This is a genomic window from Methylobacterium dankookense (assembly GCF_902141855.1).
Taxonomy (GTDB): Bacteria; Pseudomonadota; Alphaproteobacteria; order Rhizobiales; family Beijerinckiaceae; genus Methylobacterium; species Methylobacterium dankookense.
In genome coordinates this window covers 80,533-103,131 of the sequence record NZ_CABFVH010000014.1, presented here as the reverse complement: position 1 = coordinate 103,131, position 22,599 = coordinate 80,533, and the positions used below count along the sequence as shown (strand labels likewise).

General features: G+C 70.5%; 9 protein-coding genes. 2 read left to right on the top strand and 7 right to left on the bottom strand.

The genetic code is table 11. The annotated features are described in order from the left end of the window. Positions 1–224: 224 nt before the first annotated feature. The gene (locus MTDSW087_RS13055) at positions 225–1,700 is read left to right on the top strand and encodes a methyl-accepting chemotaxis protein (RefSeq protein ID WP_144764483.1); all 1,476 of its coding nucleotides are present in this window, start codon (positions 225–227) and stop codon (positions 1,698–1,700) included. Positions 1,701–1,918: 218 nt separating this feature from the next. On the opposite strand, the gene glgB is transcribed toward MTDSW087_RS13055, so the two are convergent. The 7 genes from glgB to MTDSW087_RS13020 all read right to left on the bottom strand — a co-directional run bounded on the left by glgB (position 1,919) and on the right by MTDSW087_RS13020 (position 21,521). Further along, positions 1,919–4,198 carry a 1,4-alpha-glucan branching protein GlgB gene (gene glgB, locus MTDSW087_RS13050; RefSeq protein ID WP_144764481.1) on the bottom strand — a complete coding sequence of 760 codons (2,280 nt, stop codon included), beginning with the start codon at positions 4,196–4,198 and terminating at the stop codon, positions 1,919–1,921. Then, the gene (gene treS / locus MTDSW087_RS13045; protein ID WP_144764479.1) at positions 4,199–7,459 is read right to left on the bottom strand and encodes a maltose alpha-D-glucosyltransferase; all 3,261 of its coding nucleotides are present in this window, start codon (positions 7,457–7,459) and stop codon (positions 4,199–4,201) included. A gap of 150 nt (positions 7,460–7,609) precedes the next feature. After that, entirely contained in the window at positions 7,610–10,993 is a 3,384-nt protein-coding gene (locus MTDSW087_RS13040; protein ID WP_144764477.1) for a maltotransferase domain-containing protein, read from the bottom strand. A 96-nt stretch (positions 10,994–11,089) separates the two neighbouring features. Beyond that, on the bottom strand, positions 11,090–15,988 hold the full coding sequence (locus tag MTDSW087_RS13035; RefSeq protein ID WP_144764475.1) for a malto-oligosyltrehalose synthase: 4,899 nt from the start codon (positions 15,986–15,988) through the stop codon (positions 11,090–11,092). Then, the gene (gene treZ, locus MTDSW087_RS13030; protein WP_144764473.1) at positions 15,985–17,790 is read right to left on the bottom strand and encodes a malto-oligosyltrehalose trehalohydrolase; all 1,806 of its coding nucleotides are present in this window, start codon (positions 17,788–17,790) and stop codon (positions 15,985–15,987) included. Before treZ ends, MTDSW087_RS13035 begins: the two co-directional genes overlap by 4 nt. 163 nt (positions 17,791–17,953) lie before the next feature. Continuing rightward, entirely contained in the window at positions 17,954–20,065 is a 2,112-nt protein-coding gene (glgX, locus tag MTDSW087_RS13025; protein ID WP_144764471.1) for a glycogen debranching protein GlgX, read from the bottom strand. 34 nt (positions 20,066–20,099) lie between these two features. Further along, complete coding sequence (locus tag MTDSW087_RS13020; RefSeq protein ID WP_144764469.1) at positions 20,100–21,521, bottom strand: alpha,alpha-trehalose-phosphate synthase (UDP-forming); 1,422 nt, start codon at positions 21,519–21,521, stop codon at positions 20,100–20,102. A gap of 571 nt (positions 21,522–22,092) precedes the next feature. Here MTDSW087_RS13020 and MTDSW087_RS13015 point away from each other — a divergent pair. Further along, positions 22,093–22,596 carry a hypothetical protein gene (locus MTDSW087_RS13015; RefSeq protein WP_238178596.1) on the top strand — a complete coding sequence of 168 codons (504 nt, stop codon included), beginning with the start codon at positions 22,093–22,095 and terminating at the stop codon, positions 22,594–22,596. The last annotated feature ends 3 nt before the right edge of the window (positions 22,597–22,599 follow it).

Here is a 22,599-nt window from a genome sequence, read left to right as displayed (position 1 = left end):
GCGGGAATCCTGCGCGCCGGCCGCGATCCTGTGCCCGAATGGTAAACGCATCCTTGATGGAGCTTGGCCTGATGGGGGATGGCGCGAGCCGGCCGTGCGCAATCGAATGTTAACCTGTGTTTTACAACCATAGGTCGCATCGATCGGTCGATCGATGCCGGCGGTAGGGTGCGACCGCCGGAAGCCGCACCCGGCCGAACCGCACGGCCGCCCGCGAGACGATGATGTTCACAGCCAGGAAGACGCGCGAGGAGCGCGCGAAGCTCGTCGCCCTCGACAATGTGCAAGCGGTGATCGAGTTCGATCTCGACGGCAACGTGCTGACGGCCAACGAGAATTTCCTGCGCGTGATGGGCTATGCCCTGTCCGAGGTGGTCGGGCGCCCGCACGCGATCTTCGTGGCGCCCGAGCATCGGCAATCGCCGGATTACCGCGCCTTCTGGGAGCGGCTGCGCTCCGGCGCGCGCGAGGTGGCGCAGTTCCGCCGGATCGCCAAGGACGGTCGCGAGGTCTGGATCGAGGCCTCCTACAACCCGATCCGCGACGCTTCCGGCCGGCCCTACAAGGTGGTGAAGTTCGCCACCGACATCACCCGCCAGAAGGCGGAGGATGCCGATCTGGCCGGCCAGATCGCGGCGCTCCATAAGGCGCAGGCGGTGATCGGCTTCGACCTCGACGGCACGATCCTCGACGCCAACGAGAACTTCCTCGCCGTCGTCGGCTACCGGCGCGAGGAAGTCGTCGGGCGCCACCACAGCCTGTTCGTCGACCGCGCCTACGCGGCGAGCCCCGAATACGCCGCCTTCTGGGCTGGCCTGCGGGGGGGCACCTACCAGGCCGCGCAGTTCCGCCGCATCGGCAAGGACGGGCGCGAGATCTGGATCCAGGCCTCCTATAACCCGATCCTCGATGCGGGGGGCAGGCCCTACAAGGTGGTGAAGTTCGCCACCGACATCACCGAGCAGGTCCGCCTGCTTGCCAGCCTGCGCACCCTGATCGACCGGAATTTCGGGGAGATCGAGGGCGCGGTAGAGCGTTCCTCCCGGGCCGCGCGCGACGCCTCCACCGCGGCGGACGCCACCTCCGGCACGGTGCAGACGGTCGCCGCCGCGGCCGAGGAGCTCGCGGCCTCGGTCCGCGAGATGTCCCAGAGCATCATGCGCTCGCAGGGGGCCACCGACACGGCCTACGAGCGCGTCCAGGAGGCGGACGGCCAGACCAAGCGGCTCGCCGAGACGGCGACGGCGATGACCGGCATCGTCGGGCTGATCCAGACCATCGCCGGCCAGATCAACCTGCTCGCCCTCAACGCCACCATCGAGGCAGCCCGCGCCGGCGAGGCCGGCCGCGGCTTCGCGGTGGTGGCCTCCGAGGTGAAGGCGCTCGCCGATCAGGCGGCGCGGGCGACCGAGCAGATCAACGCCGAGATCGGCAGCATCCAGGCCGTCTCGAAGGAGGTGGTCGAGGCGCTCGGCTCGATCCGCGGCTCGGTCGGGGTGATGCGCGAGACCGTGGTGGCGACCGCCGCGGCGATCGAGGAGCAGAGCGCGGTGACGCGTGACCTCGCCGAGAACATGCAGCACGCTGCCGACGCGGTGGGCTCGATCACCGGCAATATCGGCGCGATCGGCGAGGCCGTGACGCGGGTCTCGGACGCCGTCGCCACCACGCGCGACGCCGCCAAGGTGCTGGCGCGGTAGGGACCGGTTCCGGACGAGGCGCCTCCCCGCCCCACGGATCTCGGGCTTGCCCGAGATCCGCTCCTTGCCTGTCCAGATCGGGCAAGCCCGATCTGGATGGGCAGGGGTTTGGGGTGGGGGTGGTTCAGGATGAGGCGTAGCGGTGCCTTCTGCGCCACCCCCACCTCCGGCTCCTCCCCGCAAAGGGGGAGGAGAGGTGTGGTGAGTCCTCCGCCGCCTCAGCGCTGCAGCACGAAGATCGTCGTGGAGAGCGGCGGCAGGGTCAGGCCGAGGGACTGGGCGCAGCCGTGGCTCGGGGCGTCCTCGCTCTCGCGACCGCCCATGTTGCCGATGTTCGAGCCGCCATATTGCGCGGCGTCGGAGTTGAAGGCCTCGCGGTAGAAGCCCGGCTCCGGCACGCCGATGCGGTAGCCCTCGCGCGGCACGGGGGTGAAGTTCGAGACCACCACCGCGATCTCGCCCGGCTCCCTGCCCTTGCGGGCCCAGGCGATGACGCTGTTGTCCTGGTCGTCGGCCACCAGCCATTGGAAGCCGCCGGGCTCCACGTCCCGCGCGTAGAGGGCGGGCGTGGCCTGGTAGAGGTGGTTGAGGTCGCGGATCGCATCCTTGACGCCGCGGTGGAGCGGGTCGTCGAGCAGGTGCCAGTCCAACGACTGGTTGTGGTTCCATTCCCGCTCCTGGCCGAACTCGCCGCCCATGAAGAGCAGCTTCTTGCCCGGATGCCCCCACATGAAGCCGAAATAGGCGCGCAGGTTCGCGAATTTCTGCCAGCGGTCGCCCGGCATCTTGCCGAGCAGCGAGCCCTTCCCGTGCACCACCTCGTCGTGGGAGAGCGGCAGCACGAAATTCTCGGAGAAGGCGTAGAGCAGGCCGAAGGTCAGGTCGTGGTGGTGGTAGCGCCGGTGGATCGGCTCCTTCGAGATGAACTCGAGGGTGTCGTGCATCCACCCCATGTTCCACTTGAAGCCGAAGCCGAGGCCGCCGGTATAGGTCGGGTGCGAGACGCCGGGCCAGGACGTCGATTCCTCGGCCACCGTGATCGTGCCCGGCGCGTGGCTGTAGGTCGCCTCGTTGGTCGTGCGCATGAAGTTGATGGCGTCAAGGTTCTCGTTGCCGCCATACTGGTTCGGGATCCACTCGCCCGCACGCCGCGAATAGTCGAGGTAGAGCATCGAGGCGACCGCATCCACGCGCAGGCCGTCGAGATGGTAGTGCTCCAGCCAGAAGCGCGCGTTGGCGGCGAGGAAGGTCGCAACCTCGGCGCGGCCGAAATTATAGATGTAGGTGCCCCAATCCTGGTGGAAGCCCTGGCGCGGGTCGGCATGCTCGTAGAGATGCGTGCCGTCGAACAGGCCGAGCCCGTGCGCGTCGAGGGGGAAGTGGCCGGGCACCCAGTCGAGCAGGATGCCGATGCCGGCCTCGTGCGCCGCGTCCACGATGGCCGCGAAATCCTCCGGCGTGCCGAAGCGGCTCGTCGGCGCGAAGAGCGAGACCGGCTGGTAGCCCCAGGAGCCGTCGAACGGGAACTCCGTGATCGGCAGCATCTCGATATGGGTGAAGCCCATCTCCTTGACGTAGGGGATGAGGCGGTCGGCCAACTCCCGGTAGGTCAGGTAGCGGTTGCCCTCGTCGGGCACCCGCGCCCAGGAGCCGAGATGCACCTCGTAGATCGACATCGGCGCGTGGCGCGGATCGCGCTTGCCGCGCGACTCCATCCAGGCCTTGTCGTGCCAGACGATGTCGGAGGTGCCGTGCAGGACCGAAGCCGTCTCCGGCGGGTGCTGGGCGCGGAAGGCGAGCGGGTCGGCCTTCAGCGGCAGCACTGAGCCGTCCGGCCCGCGGATCTCGAACTTGTAGCTCTGCCCCGCCACGAGCCCGGGCACGAACAGCTCCCAGATGCCGCCGTCCTGCCAGAGGCGCATCGGGTGGCGGCGCCCGTCCCACTCGTTGAAATCGCCGACGATGCTCACGCGGCGCGCGTTCGGCGCCCAGACTGCGAAGCGGAACCCGTCGATGCCGTCGAGGCGGCCGCGCTGGGCGCCAAGCACCCGGTAGACGAGGTTGGTGCCGGGCTCGCGCAGGGTCGAGACGTCGTGCTGCTCCAGGGAAGAGCCGAAGCTGTAGGGGTCGTAGCGGCGGCGGGTGGTGCCGTCCCAGAGCTCGATCTCGATCTCGTAGAGGGGCCGGCCCTCGCTCTTCACGGGGGCGATGAAGAATCCGTCCGGATGGCGCCGCTCGAAGGAGATGCGGGTGCCGCCGACGAGGAGCGTGGCGCTGCGCGCCTCGGGCAGGACGGCGCGGACCTCCCAGGCGCCCGGTCCCACCTGATGGGGGCCGAGCACCGAGAAGGGGTCGCCGTGGTCGGCGGCCATCATGGCCTTGATCGCGTCCGGATGGACCCCGGAGCGCGCAGGCGCGGCGGGCGGCGGGGCCTCGGCGGTGGGAGCGGCCGATCCGCGCTCGGTCCCGGTCGCGAAGCTCTCGTCGATCGCCGTCATTCAGTCGCCTTTCATCCCTGCGTCCAGAATATCGAGAACCCCGCGTGCGGGAATTTCGATCCAGTCCGGGCGGTTGTTGGCCTCGTAGTCGATCTCGTAGAGGGCCTTGATCAGCAGGCAGAGGCGCAGCAGTGCCGCTGCCGTCCCGGGCTCCGTCACCGCCGCGGGGCTTTCCGCGACCGCGTCGCCGTAGCCGGCCAGGAAGGCCTGCTCGATCATGCCGCGCCAAGCCACGGCCGCGGCGCGCCCGCGCCCCTCAGAATCGGCGAAGCGGCTCGCGATCTCGCGGATCACGGTCTCGGCGCCGTAGGCGAAGGAGCGCAGCATGCCGGCCACGTCCCGCATCGCCGTCGACTTGGCGCGGCGCTCCTCGGCCGGCCGCGAGGGCTCGCCCTCGAAGTCGACGATGATCAGGTCGCCCTCGGAGACCAGCACCTGGCCGAGATGGAAGTCGCCGTGGATGCGGGTCCGCTGCGCGCCGCGCGGGGCGGTGGCCGCCAGACGCTCGATCAGGGCGTCGATCTCGCGGCGGCGGCCGTGCAGCTCGGTCACCGCCGGGCGGTCGAGCCCGCGCTCGACCACGAGCTTCATGCCGCGGAAGGCGCGGTCGGCCTGGAGCCGCGCGTCGCGCGCGAGCACCGCCACATCCTCATCCGTGAAGGGCTCGGGCGTGAAGGCCGGGTCGTCGGTCGGCGCGGCGAGCGCCCGGTGCATCTCGGCCGTACGGCGGCCGAGGAGGTCGGCCCAGCGCAAATGCGCGCTGAACGCGTCCTCGGGGCTCGGCGCCTCGCTCTCGGGGGCGAGCACCACGGTCTCGAAGTCGCGGCGCAGGCCCTCCAGCATCACCGTCCAGGCATCGCCCTGGTTGAGGACGAAGCGCTGCAGCACGGCGAGCGCGGTGCGGGTGCCGTCCTCGGCCACGTGCTCCAGGGTGCCGAGCAGCGCCGGGGTGTTGGTGAACTCGGCGACCTCGGTGAGGAAGCGGCCGACCTCGATCTCGGGATGCGTGCCCGGCTGCAGGCGGCGCAGCAGCTTGAGCATCATCTTCGAGCCGATGGCGATGGAGGTGTTGCTCTGCTCGGCCGAGAGGCGGCGCACCTCGCCGGCCTCGAAGGTCATCTCGGGGTCGAAGGCCGAGGTCTTCGAGAAGACGAGCCGGCCGTTCTCGGTCGGGATCTCGCGGCCGGCGCGCATGCCCTCGATCAGGCAGATCGCGAAGTCGTCGGAGCCGGCGGCGCCGTAGAGCAGGCCGGTGCGGGGGCCGCGGCGGACGCGCGCCACCGCGAAGGGCATCAGCGTCTCGTCCTCGCGGCCCTCGTCGACGCCGACGGGCACGAAATAATCCTGCCGCTCGCCGGTCGAGAGCTGGACGGCGATGCGCGGCAGCAGGAAGCGGGCTTCGCCGGCGCTCTCCTTGACCACGGCGCAGTCGACGATCTGCACGCTGCGGATGCGTGAGCCCTTGGCGCCGAACCAGCGCCGGGTGCTGAGGAAAGGCGGGATAACGGTCCGCTCGAAGGCGGTGCGCTCGCGGCCCGCCACCAGCGATTCGATGCCGCCGGTGAGCACCAGCGTGAACAGCTCCGGCGGCTCCTGCCGCGGGCCGACCGCGCCGGTATTCGCGCTCGACAGGGAGAACCAGTAGAAGCCGTAGGAGGGCAGCGTCAGCAGGTAGGGCAATTCGCCGATCGCCGGGAACTCGGTGCCGCCGGTCAGCTCGATCGGCACGGCGCTGCGCAGCTCAGACAGGTCGAGCTGCACCGCCTGGGGTGCGCGCGACAGGTTCGCGACGCAGAGGATGCGCTCGCCCTCGAACTCGCGGATCCAGGCCAGCACCTTGCGGTTCGACGGGTAGAGGAACTGGATCGTGCCGCGGCCGAGCGCGACCGAATTGTTGCGGATCGCGATCATGCGCCGCGTCCAGTTCAGCAGGCTCGTCTGCGCCTGGGTCTGCGCCTCGACGTTGATGGCGTCGAAGCCGTAGATCGGGTCCTGCACCGAGGGCAGGAACAGCTTCTGCGGGTTCGCCCGCGAGAAGCCGCCGTTGCGGTCCGGCGACCATTGCATCGGCGTGCGCACGCCGTCGCGGTCGCCGAGATAGATGTTGTCGCCCATGCCGATCTCGTCGCCGTAATAGAGCACCGGCGTGCCGGGCATCGACAGGACGAGGGACTTCATCAGCTCGATCTTGCGCCGGTCGTTCTCCAGGAGCGGCGCGAGGCGGCGGCGGATGCCGAGATTGATGCGGGCGCGGCGCTCGGCGGCGTAGAACGACCAGAGGTAGTCACGCTCTTCGGCCGTGACCATCTCGAGCGTCAGCTCGTCGTGGTTGCGCAGGAAGATGGCCCATTGGCAGCCCTCCGGGATCTCCGGGGTCTGGCGCATGATGTCGGTGATCGGGTGCCGGTCCTCGCGCGCGATCGCCATGTACATGCGCGGCATCAGCGGGAAGTGGAATGCCATGTGGCACTCGTCGCCGTCGCCGAAATACTGCGCCGTCTCCTCCGGCCACTGGTTCGCCTCGGCGAGCAGCATCCGGTCGGGATAGCTCGCGTCGAGGGCGGCGCGGATCGCCTTGATGACGTCGTGCGTCTCCGTGAGGTTCTCGCAGTTCGTGCCGTCGCGCTCGATCAGGTAGGGGATCGCGTCGAGGCGCAGGCCGTCCACGCCCATGTCGAGCCAGTAGCGCATCACCTCAATGACCGCGTCCAGCACGGCCGGGTTGTCGAAGTTGAGGTCCGGCTGGTGGCTGTAGAAACGGTGCCAGAAATACTGCTTGGCGACCGGGTCCCAGGTCCAGTTCGAGACCTCGGTGTCGAGGAAGATGATGCGCGTGTCGCTATAGGGCTCGTCGGTGTCCGACCAGACGTAGAAGTTGCGCTCCGGCGAGCCGGGAGGCGCCTCGCGGGCGCGCTGGAACCAGGGATGCTGGTCCGAGGTGTGGTTGATGACGAGCTCGGTGATGACGCGCAAGCCCCGCTCGTGCGCCGCCTCCACGAAGGCCTTGAAGTCCTCCATGGTGCCGTAGGACGGGTTGATGTCGCGGTAATCGGCGATGTCGTAGCCGTCGTCGCGCAGCGGGGACGGGTAGAAGGGCATCAGCCAGATCGCGGTGACGCCGAGATCGCGCACGTAGTCGAGCCGCTGGGTCAGCCCCGCGAAGTCGCCGATCCCGTCATTGTTCGCGTCGAAGAACGACTTGACGTGGATCTGGTAGATGATGGCGTCTCGGTACCACTGCGGATCGGTGCGATCGATCATCGCGTCGCTGCCTCATGCGTCGGGTCGGAGCGGGGCCGGTCCCGCCCGACGGGGGTCGGTGCGTGAACGGGGTCGATGCAGCTTGCGCGCATCATCTCGGCGAGAGCGCGGCGGCCTGCGCCGCGTCGGAGTCTGGTCGCACGGGGCGCCTCATCCCGCAACCCGACGTGGCACCGCCAGGCGCCAGACGATGCAGGAGCGCTCCGCCGGGTCGAGGGCGATGCGGTGGGACTTGCCGCGCAGCTCGAAGGTGTAGCCCTGGAGCAGATCCTCGACCGCGACCGCGCCGTCGTCGGGCAGGCCGAGCAGCCAGAGCGGCACCTCGTAGGTGCATTCCTGGCGGTTCCTCGGATCGAGGTTCACCATCACGAGGATGCAGTTGTCGCGCGCCGGCGTCACCTTCGCGAAGGCGATGATGTTCTCGTTGAAGGCGCCCGTGAAGTGGATGTTGCGGAAGTCCCACAGTGCCGGGTTCTCGCGGCGGATCTGGTTCAGCTTGATCACGTGCTCACGGATGTTGCCGGGGCGGTGGTAGTCCCAGGCCTTCAGCTCGTACTTCTCCGAGTTGAGGTACTCTTCCTTGCCGGGATACGGCGCGGCCTCGCACATCTCGAAGCCGTTATAGATGCCGTAGACGGAGGAGAGGGTCGCGGCGAGCGTGGCGCGGATGACGAAGCCCGGCCGCCCGCTGGTCTGGAGGAAGTACGGGTTGATGTCCGGCGTGTTGGCGAAGAAATTCGGCCGATAGTACTCGCCCATCTCGCCCGCGAGTTCGAGGGCGTATTCGGTCAGTTCCTGCTTCGTGTTGCGCCAGGTGAAGTAGGTATAGCTCTGCTGATAGCCGGCTTTGGCGAGCTTCTTCATCATCTTCGGCCGGGTGAAGGCCTCGGCGAGGAAGATCGCGTCCGGATAGGTGCCGTTGACCTCGCCGATCACCCATTCCCAGAACGGGATCGGCTTGGTGTGGGGGTTGTCGACCCGGAAGATGCGCACGCCGCGGGCGCACCAGCCGAGCAGGATGTCGCGCAGCTCGATCCAGAGCGAGGGCAGCGCGCCGCCGTAGAAATGGACGTTCGAGATGTCCTCGTACTTCTTCGGCGGGTTCTCGGCGAACTTGAGCGTCCCGTCCGGCCGCCACTCGAACCATTCGGGATGGTTCTTGATCCAGGGATGGTCGGGCGAGCACTGGATCGCGAAGTCGAGGGCGATCTCCATGCCGTAGGCGTGGCTCGCCGCGACGAGCTGTGCGAAATCCTCGAAGGTGCCGAGGTCGGGGTGCACGGCCTCGTGGCCGCCCTCCTCCGCGCCGACCGCGTAGACCGAGCCGACATCGCCCGGCTCGGCCTTCAGGGTGTTGTTCTTGCCCTTGCGGTTGGTGCGGCCGACCGGGTGGATCGGCGTGAAGTAGAGCACGTCGAAGCCGAGTTCGCGGATCTCGGGCAGGCGGGCGATCACGTCCCGGAAGGTGCCGTGCCGGTTCGGATCCATGGATTGCGAGCGCGGGAAGATCTCGTACCAGGCCGAGAAGCGCGCCGCGAGGCGATCGGCGATCACCGGCAGGATCACGGGATAGCGCGTGAGGTTCACCCGCTCGGCATTGGCCCGCACCAGCCGCACCGAATCCGGCTGGAGGATGCGGTCGAGCTGCGCGGGCGAGCCGGTCTCCTCGGCGGCGAGGGCGGCGACCAGGGCGGCAAGACGGTCCTTGTCGCGGCCCTTCGCGAGGTCGGCGGCGTTCTGGACCAGGGTGACGCCCTCGATGGTCTCCAGGCGTATGTCCACTCCGGCGTCGCGCTTCTTCAGGGTGTCGCGCATCCAGGAGAAGAAGCCGTCGCGCCACGCCTCGATCGTGTACTCGTAGCGGGCGTTCCGCTCGAGCGGGAATTGGCCGCCCCAGCGGTCGTTGTCGATGAAGACCAGCGGGTCGCGGCGCCAATCTTCCGTGCCTGCGACGCGCGACAGGATGGCCGCGTCGATGATCTCGTGGCCATCGGAGAAGATGTCGGCCTCGACGCGCAAGGACTCGCCGACCACGCGCTTCACCGCCGAGCGCCCGCCATCGAGTTCCGGGGTCACGGCCTCGATGACCACGCGGCCCCTGCCATCCGGCCGGTCGTTCGTGGGCAGGCGGGCGACCTTGGCAGCCTCGGCCGCGATGATCCGGAGTTCGCCCGGCGCGAGGTCGATCGCGCTGCCCGGATGGAAGGCGATGGGCTCGGCCTCCGGCGTGCGGTCCACGAAGGGCCCGAGCAGGCCGCCGGTGCGGGCGATCAGCGTGCCGGCATCGACGGGGAGCGGGCGGCTGGTGGGATTGTAGAGCACCAGCACGGCGCTGCGAGCCGAGGCATGGTGGCCGGTATCGTAGCGGATCAGCGCGACCACGTCGGAATCGGGGGCGGACAGGCTCGCCTGTGCACCCTCGACATTGGCGGCGGGCAATTCGGCCCGCAGGCGGTTGATCGCGGCGATCGCGGCCGAGATGTCGATGCCGGTGTCGCTCTCGCGATAGGCCGGCGTGGTGTCGACCACGTGCAGCCGGCGGCGATAGCCCCATTCGTAGCCGATCGGCATCAGCACGCCGGCGGAGAAGAAGGCGGCGAGCGCGTAGCGGGCGCGCAGATGCGCCGTGATCTCGGCCGGGCCGCCGACCACCTCGGCGGCGAGCCGGCCCATATCGTGGTTCTCGGGGAAGGCGATGGAGGGCGCGAGCACCCGCAGGCGCTCGTACTGCTCCAGCGCCCAGGGCTTCTTCAGGTCCCACCACGCGAAGGAGTTGAACAGGTAGTCGAAGCCGGCACCGGCCGTGTCGCGGGCCTGCGCGAAGGTGCAGCCGAGGGTCTCGGCGGCGAACAGGCTCTCGGGGTCGCGCGCCTTGGCCTCCGCGATGATGGCGCGCCACGTGTCGGCGGGGACCATGTAGGCGGCATCGCACCGGAAGCCCGCGACGCCGAGCCCCTGGAGGTGGGCGACGTAGCCGCTCCAGATCCGGGTCAGCTCGGCGCGGGCCTGCTCGGAATGGTAGTCGAACTCGGCGAGGTCGCCCCAGACCGTGCGCTTGTCCGGATCGTCCGGATCGACCGCGAAGGGGCTCGCGATGCTGCCGTCGGGATTCTTCGCGAACAGGTCGGGCCGCTCGCGGGCGAGCCGCCCGTCATTGGCGGCGTGGTTGACGACGAGGTCCGTCATCACGCCGAGGCCCTGCGCCGTCGCCGCCGCGCAGAAGTCGCGGATCTGGTCGTCGTCCGAGCGGCCGTCCTGGTCGCGGAAGCGCTCGTCCAGCCGGTCGGGATCGGCCACCGCGTAGAGGCTGCCCGAGCCGCCGGTCTGATGGAACGGGTTGAGATAGACCCAGTCGAAGCCGAGGCCGGCGATGCGGGGCAGTTCGGCCGTCCAGTCCGAGACGCGTCCGACGAGGAGCGGGAACAGGTTGTAGATCCGCGGCCCCTCCGCCCGGGGGGCGAAGGCCGCCGGGAGGGCCTCGACGCCGGTCGCCGGGGCGGCCTTGGCCGTCTTCGCGCTGGTCGGTGCGTTCATTCTGGCCTCGTCGTCGTTCATCGTATCCGGCTAACGCCCGAGCCGCCGGAGCGTGCCGGAGGCATCGGGCGTCCCACGGCTTAAGCCCGGTGGATGTCAGTCCGTCCGTCGCAGCACCGCGAAGGGCAGGTTTCGGAACAGGTCGGCACAATCGACCCGGTTCCCGTCGAGGCTCTCCCCCGTCACCAGATCGCGCCAGCGCGTGCCCGTGCCGAGCTCGATCGCGGTCCCGGCGAAGGCCTCCGCCGACCAGACCGCGCCTTCGGGCACGAGCTTGGCGACGAGGCGGGGCAATGCCACGAACAGGTCCTCGGCCCCGTCCGCCCCGTCCGAGCGCAGGAAGGCGAGGACATGGGCCGCGCGCTCGCCGGAGGCTTCGAGGGCCCGGTAATCGGCATCGGCGTAGAAGCCGGGGCGCTCGGCCCGCTCGGCCAGGAGCCGGGCCAGCACCGCCTGCTTCACCCGCCCGTCCGGCCAATGCGCCAGCAGGTCGGCCGCGGGCCTCCCCTCCTCCAGCGCCCGCTCCCGCGCGCCGTAATCGACCGGGCGGCGGTTGTCGGGATCGACGAAGGAGAAGTCCCAGAACTCGGTGCCCTGGTAGGTGTCGGGCAGGCCCGGCAAGGTGCATTTCAGGACCGTGCGGCCGAGCGAGGCCAGCATGCCGAGATGGGCGAGGCGTCGCGCGAAGGGCCTGAGCTCGCGCAGGAAGTCGGATCCCGGCGCGATCAGCGCCTCGAACAGGCGCCGCACGGCGCCCTCGTAGGCCTCGTCCACGTTGACCCAGCTCGAGCGGCGCTTGCCCTCGCGCATCGCCTTCTCGCCGTAGGCGATCAGGCGGTCGCGGAAATCCGCGATCGCCGCCGGGTCGTCATGCTCCAGCAGCTCCAGCGGCCACGCCCCCAGGATCGCTTGGAAGAACATCCACTGGTCGTTGGCGTCGGGCGCCGGCTCGTCGTCGATGGTGGCGAGGCGCGGGGTGGCGGTGGCGCGCCAGAGGTCCCAGGCGCGGGCCCAGGCATCGGGCATCTCGGAGAGCGCGATCAGGCGCGTGCGGGCATCCTCGCCGCGCTTGGTGTCGTGCGTCGCCGTGGTGATCATGGCGTTCGGCCAGTCGCGGGCGCGGGCTGCCTGGAGCGCGTGGAAATGCTCCGCGTCGATGCCGTACTCGCCCGGATCGCCGCCGACCTCGTTGAGGCCGAGCAGCATGGCGAACCGGTAGAACAGGGTGTCCTCCAGGCTCTTGGCCATGACCGGCCCGGTGAGCTGCTGGAAGCGGCGGCGGAAGCGCAGCACCGTGCGCGGATCGGGCCGGCCGGGGCCCGAAGCCTCGACGCGGCCGAGCAGGACGTCGCGCGCGAAATGGTGCACCGAGCGGTCGGGCAGGCCCGACCAGCGCTTGGCCTTGGCGACGGCGCCCTCGATCAGGCGCACGTCCTCCGGCTCGATCTCGGCATCCTCGAGTTCCGGCGGCAGGTAGCTGCGGTAGGTCGGGAAGCGGGCGATGATCTCGATGAGCGCGCGCCGGATCGCGGTGAGCGAGAAGTCGCGGGTGCGCCGGTCGGAATCGGCCACCTCCTTGAGGTCGGCGGTGAGCACCTCCAGCTCGCTGGCGAAGCTGATCTCCAGGATCTCGGCCTTGGCGGCGCGGAGCTGGAAGCCATAGGGCTCGTCCACGCCGGAGGCCCATTCGTAGAGGCGGCGGACCTTGGCGCGCTTGTCCCGGTCGACCAGGATGCCGTCGAGCTGGTTCAGCACGTCGTAGCCGGTGGTGCCGGCGACGGGCCAGGGGCGCAGGCGCTCGCCGGGCTCCAGGATCTTCTCGACCACCACGTAGAAGCCGGGGCCGACCGCCGCCTGGAGCGCCCTCGCATAGCCGAGCGGATCGGCGAGCCCGTCGATATGGTCGATGCGCAGGCCGTCGATCCGGCCCTCGCGCACGTGCCGGAACACGGTCTCGTGCGAGCGGTGGAAGATGTCGGTCTTCTCGACGCGCAGGCCCGCCAGCGAGTTCACGTCGAAGAAGCGGCGGTAGTTGATGTCGCTCGACGCGATGCGCCAATGGGCCAGCCGATAGGCTTGGCTCTCCAGCAGCCGGTGCAGCGGCCCGAAGCTGTCGGGATGGCCCTTGAAGCCGTTGAGGAGCTTGAGGCCGCGCGCCATCGCGTCGCGGATCGCGGGCGAGGCCGCGTGGACCGCGGCGAGGCGCTGCTTCAGCCCCTCGGCCTCCGCGGGCAGGGCGCGGCGGCGCTCGGGATGGGTCTCTTCGCCCATGGTGCGCAGGCGCTCGGAGATGGCGAGCAGTTCCGCCGAGGCGTCGTCGCCGACATCGCCGAGCGCGGCGAGCACGCGGTTGAGGATGGTCGGGTAGTTGAGCGGCCGGATCGGGAACAGGTGCTCGTAGTGCCAGACGCTGAAGGCGCCGGCCTCGGCGTCGAACTTCAGCTCCAGCGTGCCCTTCTCCAGGGCCTCGCCGTAGCGATCGCCGAGGAAGGGGATGACGAGGTTGCGGTTGGCCCCGAGCCGCGCCCAGTCGATGTCGAAGGCGTGGGCGAACGGCGACAGGGGCCCCCATTCGAGGACCGAGAGCCACCACGGGTTGTCGGCGCCGCCGACGCCCATGTGGTTCGGCACGATGTCGAGGAGAAGCTTCAGCCCGTGCGCGCGGAGGGCGTCGGAGAGCTTCACGAAGCCCGCCTCGCCGCCGAGCTCCGGGTTGATCGCGCCGTGGTCGACGATGTCGTAGCCGTGGGTCGAGCCCGGCCGCGCCTTCTGGAGCGGCGAGGCGTAGACGTGGCTGATGCCGAGCCGCGCGAGATAGGGGACGATCCTCTCGGCGTCCGCGAAGGTGAAGTCCTTGTGGAACTGCAGCCGGTAGGTCGCCCGCGGCGGCGGGGCGGCGAGCCGCGCGGCGCCGGAATGGGGCCCGCGCTCCTCGGCCGAGAGCGCGGCGGCGAGCTTGGCGAGCGGGCCGCCGGGCTCGGCGATCGCCGCGAGGTCGCGGTCGAGCTTGCGCCGCCAGTTCGGATAGCCCTCGGTGGAGCCCGGCACGTTGGCCTGGGAGAGTTCCGAGATCACGTCCTCGTACTGGACGGCGGTGAGGATCGCGGGGGCGCGGGCGAGGTAGCGCGCGGCGGCCTCGAAGGGCGCGGCCTCGGGCGGGTCCCAGCTCGGCAGGAGCTGCTCGCCGGCCAGAGCCTCGGTGAGGCGGCGCCGCTCGGTCACGCGCTCGCCGCGCTCGGCCTCCGCGCGCTCCTGGTCGTAGAGGCCAAGCGCCTGCCGCGTGTCGGTGTCGACGCCGCGCCACCAGCCGACGAAGGTCGGCAGGTCGTGCGTGGTGATGGCGGTGAGCGCGTCGCGCGGATAGGCGCCGGGCGCCTTGAAGCGCCCGTCATGCTCGCGCTCGAAGGCGAGGATGCGGTAGCTCAGGATGCCCGCCCGCATCAGGGCGTCGGAGAAGCCTTCCGGCGCGGTGCCGAGATCCTCGGCGATGACGAGGCAGGTGTTGCGGTGGCTCTCCAGGCGCAGCACCGCGAGCATCGGCTCGAAGGGCATCGCCACATAGGCGCCGTCATGGGCCGAGCCGCCGAGCGGGATCAGGAACAGCCGGGCGAGCTGGAAGGCGTGATCAATGCGGATCGCGCCGGCATGGCGCATGTTGGCCTGGACCAGCGCCCGGAAGGCGGCGAGCCCGTCGCGCTCCATCTCCAGCGGGTCGAAGGCCGGCAGGCCCCAATCCTGGCCCTTCGGTGCCAGGAGGTCCGGCGGCGCGCCGATGGAGACGCCGTTGGCGAAGCGCTCGGGATGCGACCAGATCTCGGAGCCGCCGCGGTCGGCGCCCACCGCGAGGTCGCGGTAGAGGCCGATGCGCATGCCTGCGTCGAGGGCGGCCTCGGAGGTCGCCCGAAGCTGGCGGTCGGCGAGATATTGCAGCCAGGCGTGGAAGCTCACCGCCTCCGCCTGCTCGGCCTCGAAGGCGCGCACGGAATCGGTGCCGGCGCGGCGGTATTCCTCCGGCCAGTCGCCGAGCCAGTGCGCGCCCTTCGCCTCGAAATGGACCGACAGCGCCTCGAACAGCGCGTGCGCTTGCAGGCTGGCGCCGCCCGCCTCGCGAAAGGCCCGAAAGTCCGGATCGTCGCCGGCGCGGGCGGGCGAATCCTGCCAGAGCGCCTCGAGGACGGGCGCCAGCACGGCCCAGACGCCCTCGTGATCGACGAGGGAGGCGTCGCGCAGCGCCTCGACGGCGCGGCCCGACGCGTCGAGCAGGGCCTCGGCCCGCGAGCCGGCGAAGCCCGGCAGGTCGCGCGGGGCGATGAACAGCGTCTCCAGGAACAGGCGCGAGGAGGGCGAGTAGGGCGAGATCTTGCTCCGGTCGGCCGCGAACAGGGCGTGGACCGGGCTGAGCCCCAGGAAGGCTGCCCCGCGCAGGCCCGCATCGTGCGCGGCGCGGCCCGCATCGGCATAGGTGCCGATGCCGATATTGTCGGCCGAGCGCAGGCCGTAGAGCTGCGCGGCGAGGCCCCAATCGGCGGCGCCCTCGTCCGCATAGGCGCGCGGGCGCCAGCAGCGCTGCGGCGCCGCGATGATCCAGGCCTCGGCCCTGGCCTCGCCGAGCGTCACCGCGAGGTGGTGGTAGCCGGGGGTGAGCGGCGGCAGCTCGAAGGCGGCCTCCGGCCCGGCGAGGGCGGCCCGGCCCTCGCGGGCATGGCCGCGCTCGTCGACGACGCGCCAGGCCACGGTGCCGCCCTCGGCGCGCACCGGCACGCGGGCGGCGCGGCGCGCCTCCACCGGCACGAGCGGCGGGATCAGGCCGCGGCGCAGGGCCTCGACCATGCGCAGCGATTCCGCGATCTCGGCCTCGCTGCCGACCCGGAAGCCGAGCGCCGCGAGCAGGCCGCGGCGGGTCTCCAGCGCGGTCTCGACGGGTTTTCCGAAGGCATCCGTATAGCCGCCGGCGACGCCGACGAGGTCGGCGAGACGTTCGAGAGTGCCGCTCACTGCAGGGAATCCGTCAGGAAGACGCCGGTCCAGCCCGGCAGGCTCGCACCCGACCCGTCGGGCGCGTTGGTCCAGATCACCCGGCCGGAGAGGTCGTCCGGCTCGAAGGCCGCGTCGCCGAGATTGGCGACGAAGCGCATCCGCCCGGCCCCGAAGGTCCAGGTGCAGTCGATCACGTCGGCGCGCGGCCGGGTCGCCGCGGCGCCGTGGTAGCCCGACTTCGCGAGGGGCACGACGACGTCGCGGCGGATCGCGAGGAGCCGCTTCGTGTCGGCCAGGACCTCGCGATGGGGCGAGCGCGCCTGCTCGGCCCAGTCGAGCTTCGAATCGAGGAAGGTCTGCTCCGCGGTCGGGTCGGGGATCACCGAGGTGTCGTCGGCGAACGCCGCGAAGCTCTTGAACTCGCGCCGCCGTCCCTCGCGCACGGCCTTGTTCAACTCTTCGTCGGGGGCGAAATCCACGAAGAACAGGAACGGCGTCGAGGCCGACCATTCCTCGCCCATCCACAGCATCGGGATCTGGGGTGCCAGCAGGAAGCCGGCCCGGGCGAGCGCGAGCTTTCCGGGATCGGCGAGCTGGCTCAGCCGCTCGCCGAGCGCCCGGTTGCCGACCTGATCGTGGTTCTGCAGGAAGGTGACGAAGGCCGAGGGCGGGAGATGGCCCGAGGGCTCGCCGCGCGGGTGGTCGTCCAGCGTCTTGAAGGGCTCGCCCTGGTAGGCGAAGCCCTCCGCGAGGCAGCGGGCGAGACGCTCCACCGGCCTGTCGCTGAAGCTCGCATAGTAGCCCGCATCCTCACCGGTCAGCAGGACGTGCCAGCAATGGTGCAGGTCGTCCGCCCATTGCGCGTCGTGCTGGCGCGGCCTGCCCGACGCGTCGCGCTCCAGCCAGCGGGCCTGGTTGGCCTCGTTCTCCAACATCAGGTGGATGTGGCGGTCGGGGAAGCGCTTGCGGACGGTCTCGCCGAGCTCGGCCAGGAAGTGCGTCTCCGAATCGTCCAGGATCGCGTGCACGGCATCGAAGCGGATGCCGTCGAAATGGTACTCCTCCAGCCAGTAGAGCGCGTTCTGGATGAAGTACTGGCGCACGATGTGTCCGCTCTCCTTGCCGTCGAAGTTGATCCCTGCACCCCACGGCGTCTGGTGGCGCTCGGTGAAGAACGTCTTGGCGTAGGCGTGGAGATAGTTCCCGGCCGGTCCGAAATGATTGTAGACCGCGTCGATATAGACCATCAGCCCGAGCGCGTGCGCCCGGTCGATCAGGCGCTTCAGGTCGTCGGGCCGGCCGTAGGCGGAATCGGGCGCGTAGGGCAGCACCCCGTCATAGCCCCAGTTGCGCGTTCCCTTGAAGTCGGCGAGCGGCAGCAGCTCGATCGCGGTGACGCCGAGGTCGCGCAGCGCCTCGAGCTTGCCCATCAGCCCGGCATAGGTGCCCTCGGGCGTCGCCGCGCCGATATGGGTCTCGTAGATCACCGCCTCCGTGAAGGGGCGGCCGTGCCAGGCATCGTCGCTCCAGGCGAAGGCGTTCGGGTCGATCACCTCGCTCGGGGCCGAGACGTCCTCCGGCTGGAAGCGCGAGGCGGGGTCGGGCACCACGAGGTCGCCGTCGATGCGGAAGCCGTAGCGGGCGCCCGCCTGCACGCCCGGGACGACGGCGCGGTGCCAGCCGCCCTCGGCTGCCGTCAGCGGCCGGTCGGCGCCGTCGAGGACGAGGCTCACGCTCTGCGCGGTGGGGGCCCAGAGCGCGAAGCGCACGCCGCCCTCCACGAACTCGGCTCCGAAATCCATGCTGTGGGCACGCCGCATCGGGCCGTCATCCTCGTCTGTCCGGGAGCGCTCGCGGGGCGCGCGACCGGCGCGCCCTCCATGCAGAAGGCCTGCGCGGTCCGTCGGTTCCCGCGGCGCAACTAAGGCAGCGGCGCGGGGCGGCAACCGAGCGGGACGGCAGATTCCCGGGGGAATGTTCCGGTCAGGCCGGCACGAAGCGCGGCGCGGCGCCGAGCGCCGCGAGCACCTGCACGCTGCGCCCGGGCAGCGTCACCGTGCCGCCCTCCGGCACGGGCTCGGCTTGTCCCGCGGGCACCGCGCCGGTCTCGCTCGCGGTGTCGAAGACGGGACGCCAGGGGCCGCCGACGATCGGCGCGAGGCGGAAGTCGCACGGGATCTCGGCGGCGTTGAACAGCAGGAGGAGCCGGTCCCCGGCCTCGGCATCGTTGCCGATCTGCATGCCGAAGGCCTGCCGCCCGTCGTCGCCCCAGGCCTCGCCGTCCATCTCGGTGCCGTCCGGCGAGAGCCAGTGCACGTCGCGCAGCGGCTCGTCCGGATCGATCTGATGGCCGTCGAAGAACTTGCGGCGGCGCAAAGCGGGCTGGGCGCGGCGCAGGCGCAGGAGGTTGGCCACGAAGCTCGTCAGCGTCGGATCCGGGTCCGAGGTCCAGTCCATCCAGGTGGTGGCGTTGTCCTGGCAATAGGCGTTGTTGTTGCCGCCCTGGCTGCGCGAGCGCTCGTCGCCCATCAGCAGCATCGGCACGCCTTGCGCCAGGATCATCGTGGCGAGGAGGTTGCGCTTCTGGCGGGCGCGGAGCCCGAGGATCGCGCGGTCGTCGGTGTCGCCCTCGACGCCGTAATTGCGCGAGAGGTTGTGGCCGTGGCCGTCGCGGTTCTCCTCGCCGTTGGCTTCGTTGTGCTTCTCCTCGTAGGCGACCACGTCAGCCAGGGTGAAGCCGTCATGGCTCGCGGCGAAGTTGATGCTGGCGAGCGGCGAGCGGCCCGAGGGCGCGAAGACCTCGCGCGAGCCGGACAGGCCCTGCGTGACCTTCGCCAGGGTGCCGCGGTCGCCGCGCCAGAAGCCGCGGGCGGCGTCGCGGAACTGGTCGTTCCAGTCGCTCCAGCCGCGGGGATAGCCGCCGAGCTGGTAGCCGCCCTCGCCGATGTCCCAGGGCTCGGCGATCATCTTCACGCCCGCGAGGATGGGGTCCTGCGCCACCGCCTGGAAGAAGGCGGCCCGCGGCGTGAAGGCCATGGGCGCCCGGCCGAGACTGGAGGCGAGGTCGAAGCGGAAGCCGGCGATGCCGTAGGCGGTGACCCAGTGGCGCAGCGAATCGAGGACGAGCTGCATCACCCGCGGATGGTCGAGGTTGAAGGTGTTGCCGCAGCCGGTGCAGTCGATCTCGAGGCTGCGGTCGGCGGGGTCGAGCTTGTAGTAGCTGGCGTTGTCGATGCCGCGGAAGGAGAGGGTCGGGCCGGTATGGCCGCCCTCGCAGGTGTGGTTGTAGACCACATCGAGGAAGACCTCGATGCCGGCCGCGTTCAGCTCCCGGATCGCCGCCTTGAGGCCGCCGATGCCGCCGCCGCCGAGATAGCGCGGATCGGGCGCGAAATAGGCGAGCGGCTGGTAGCCCCAGTAGTTGACCAGCCCCTTCTCCACGAGGAAGCGGTCGTCGGCGAAGGCCTGGATCGGCAGGAGCTCGAGGGCGGTGATGCCGAGCTTCCACAGGTGCTCGATCACCGCAGGATGGGCGAGCGCCGTGTAGGTGCCGCGCTCCTCCTCCGGGATCGCCGGATGCGTCATGGTCAGGCCGCGGACATGGGCCTCGTAGATCACCGTGTCGGCGAGCGCGCGGCGCACGGGCTTGAGCGCGAGGTTCTGCGCCTCGGGGGCGGTGACGACCGCCTTCGGCATGTAGGCCGCACTGTCGCGCCGGTCGATCCGGTCCTCGCGCGCCAGCGTCCGGCGATGGCCGTAGAGGGCGTCGTGCCAGCGGATGCGGCCGGCGATCTCGCGGGCATAGGGGTCGAGCACCAGCTTCGAGGCGTTGAAGCGGTGGCCGGATGCCGGGTCCCACGGGCCGTGGACCCGATAGCCGTAGAGCTGGCCCGGCAGCACCCCGCGCAGGTAGCCGTGCCAGACGTCGCCGGTGCGGCAGGGCAGCCGGATCGTGCGCGTCTCGTGGCGCTCCCCCGGCTCGAACAGGCAGAGGTCGACCGCGGTCGCGTATTCGGAGAACAGGGCGAAGTTGACGCCGCGCCCGTCGAAATGCGCACCGAGCGGGGCCGGCACGCCGTCGTCGACGCCGATCATGGACGCGGGTTCCGTCTGGACAGGGGCTGCCGGGCTACTCGGCGGCCTGCGCCGCGGTCGGGGGCTCGCGCTCGACGGTGCGGAAATGCTCGAGCTCGGTCAGGAAGTTGCGCGCCCACCAATCCACGTCCTCGCGGGTCATGCGCTCCGCCATCGGCTTCCAGCGCTCGAGCCGCTCGCCCCGCGACATGTAGAGCGCGGTGCGGATCGCCTCGGCCACCTCGAAGCGGTCGTAGGGGTTGACCAGCAGCGCCTCGGGCAATTGCCGTGCCGCGCCCGCGAATTTCGACAGCACCAGGACGCCGGGATCCTCCTCGCTCTGGGCGACGACGTATTCCTTGGCGACGAGGTTCATGCCGTCGCGCATCGGCGTGACGAGACCGACGCGGGCGGCGCGGTAGAGGCCGGCGAGGACGGGGCGCGGATAGGCCTTGGTGACGTACTGGATCGGCGTCCAGGCCGGGTCGCCGAGCGAGCCGTTGATCTCGCCCACCGTCTCGTTCACCTCGCGGGCGAGCTGCTCGTATTCCGGCACCTCGCTGCGCGATTTCGGCGTGATCTGGATGTAGGTGACGTTGCCGCGCTGGTCGGGGTTCGAGGCGAAGAAGCTCGACACCGCCTCCATGCGCTCGGGCACGCCCTTGGAGTAGTCGAGCCGGTCGACGCCGATCAGCAGCTTGCGGGTGCGCAGGCCCGCGATGGTCTCGCGCACCACCTTGTTGGAGCCGGCCTTGTCGGCGGCCTCCCGGAAGCCATCGACGTCGATGCCGATCGGGAAGCTGCGGATGCGGGTGCGCCGCCCGTCGACCATCAGGGAGCCGCCGCCGAGCGGGATCGCGCGCATCGTATCGATGAGGTTGCGCGAGAGGTTCTGTACGTCCGGATCGGTCTGCAGGCCGATCAGGTCGTAATCGGCGATGGCGCGCAGCAGGTCGCCGCTCGCGGGCAGCGAGTTGAACACGTCGGCCGCCGGCCACGGGATGTGGTGGAAATAGCCGATCGGGTTGGCGAGCCCGAGGCCGCGGAGTTCCGAGGCGAGCGGCAGCAGATGGTAGTCGTGCACCCAGATGATGTCGTCGGGCTCGACGAGCTTGGCGAGCGCCCGGGCGAAGGTGCGGTTGACGCGGCTGTAGCCCGAATAGTCCGAGCGCGAGAAGGCGCCGAGCCCGAGCCGGTAATGCATGATCGGCCAGAGCGCGCGATTGGCGAAGCCGGCGTAATATTCCTTGTGGTCCTGGGGCGAGAGGTCGACCACCGCGTACTGGACACGGCCGCGGTCGATCAGCGTCGGCTCCTCCGCCGGGTTCTCGGTGACGGTGCCGCTCCAGCCGAACCAGAGGCCTTCGTAGGAGGAGAACGCCTCCTTCACGGCGACGGCGAGGCCGCCCGCGGCGACCGCCTTGCCGCCCTCCTCCGGAACCGCGACACGGTTCGATACGATGACTAGGCGTGCCACGCAGCCGGCTCCGGATCCTCGAGCTGGCGGGCGCAGCGTGAGACGCGCGTCCGCAACCTGACTTCAGCAAGAACGCGCGGAAGCGATGCGCGATCCGTCGGGCCCTGAACCAAGCGCGAACCCCCCGCCGGGTCAAGATGCCGGGGCCGTCCTGTCCCGACAAATGCCGGCCCCCGGCGTGCACGGACGGGCGGATCCTGCCGCAACGCAACGCGTTATCGGTCCGCCGGCATAAGCACGTTTCAGAGCGGCGATGATTCCCGGGCGCTGCGCCCTCTCCTCCCCCTTGCGGGGAGGAGCCGGAGGTGGGGGTGGTGCAGAAGGCACCGCTCCGCTTCATCCTGAGCCGCCCCCACCCCTGGCCCCTCCCCGCAAGGTGGGAGGGAACCCGCACCTCGCTCGGGCAGCGGCGCGCTCGATCCAGGAGACCGCGCTGCGCCGGCCGGCGGCACCGCAAAAACACCGTCGGGAAGCTTGGCCGCGGCCGGAACCGCTACGGGCCCGAAGGGTTACTCAGCCGAGTTCGAATGCATCTGCCGTTGCATCCGCCGTGGCGAGGAGTTGACCGAAGATGGCCGCCAGCGAGTCCCCCCACATCCCGCAGCCCGAGACGGCCGCCCCCGCCGGGGCCGGCCCCGCGGCCCGCGAGCAGGCGGACTGGCACGCCCTGAAGGGCGATGTCGAGGGACTCGCCGACGAGGCGGCCGAGCGCGGGCGCGGCCTGCTCGACGCGGCCCGGCTGCAGGCGCAGGACTATGTCGAGCGCCGCAAGAACGACGCGGCCCAGTCGGTGCACGACTTCGCCCGCACGCTGCGCACCTCGACCAAGGATTTCGAGGACAAGCCGAACATCAAGGCCTTCTTCGACAGCGCCGCGGACGGGCTGGAGCAGCTCGGCTCCTCCATCGAGACCCGTAGCTTCAGCGAGTTCTACACCGAGGCCGAATCCTTCGCCCGCCGCGCGCCCGTGGCCGTGGCGGTCGGCACCTTCGTGGCGGGTCTCCTCGCCGCGCGGCTGATCAAGGCGTCGAGCCTGCCGCCGGACGGCGACGCGCGCGACCGGTTCAGGGCCTGAGGC

What these genes read in the sequence shown, in the direction of transcription:
- treZ (WP_144764473.1), bottom strand. Translation starts at nt 17,790, where the DNA reads ATGCGGCGTGCCCACAGCATGGATTTCGGAGCCGAGTTCGTGGAGGGC.
- MTDSW087_RS13040 (WP_144764477.1), bottom strand. Translation starts at nt 10,993, where the DNA reads ATGAACGCACCGACCAGCGCGAAGACGGCCAAGGCCGCCCCGGCGACC.
- glgB (WP_144764481.1), bottom strand. Translation starts at nt 4,198, where the DNA reads ATGACGGCGATCGACGAGAGCTTCGCGACCGGGACCGAGCGCGGATCG.
- treS (WP_144764479.1), bottom strand. Translation starts at nt 7,459, where the DNA reads ATGATCGATCGCACCGATCCGCAGTGGTACCGAGACGCCATCATCTAC.
- MTDSW087_RS13055 (WP_144764483.1), top strand. Translation starts at nt 225, where the DNA reads ATGTTCACAGCCAGGAAGACGCGCGAGGAGCGCGCGAAGCTCGTCGCC.
- glgX (WP_144764471.1), bottom strand. Translation starts at nt 20,065, where the DNA reads ATGATCGGCGTCGACGACGGCGTGCCGGCCCCGCTCGGTGCGCATTTC.
- MTDSW087_RS13015 (WP_238178596.1), top strand. Translation starts at nt 22,093, where the DNA reads ATGGCCGCCAGCGAGTCCCCCCACATCCCGCAGCCCGAGACGGCCGCC.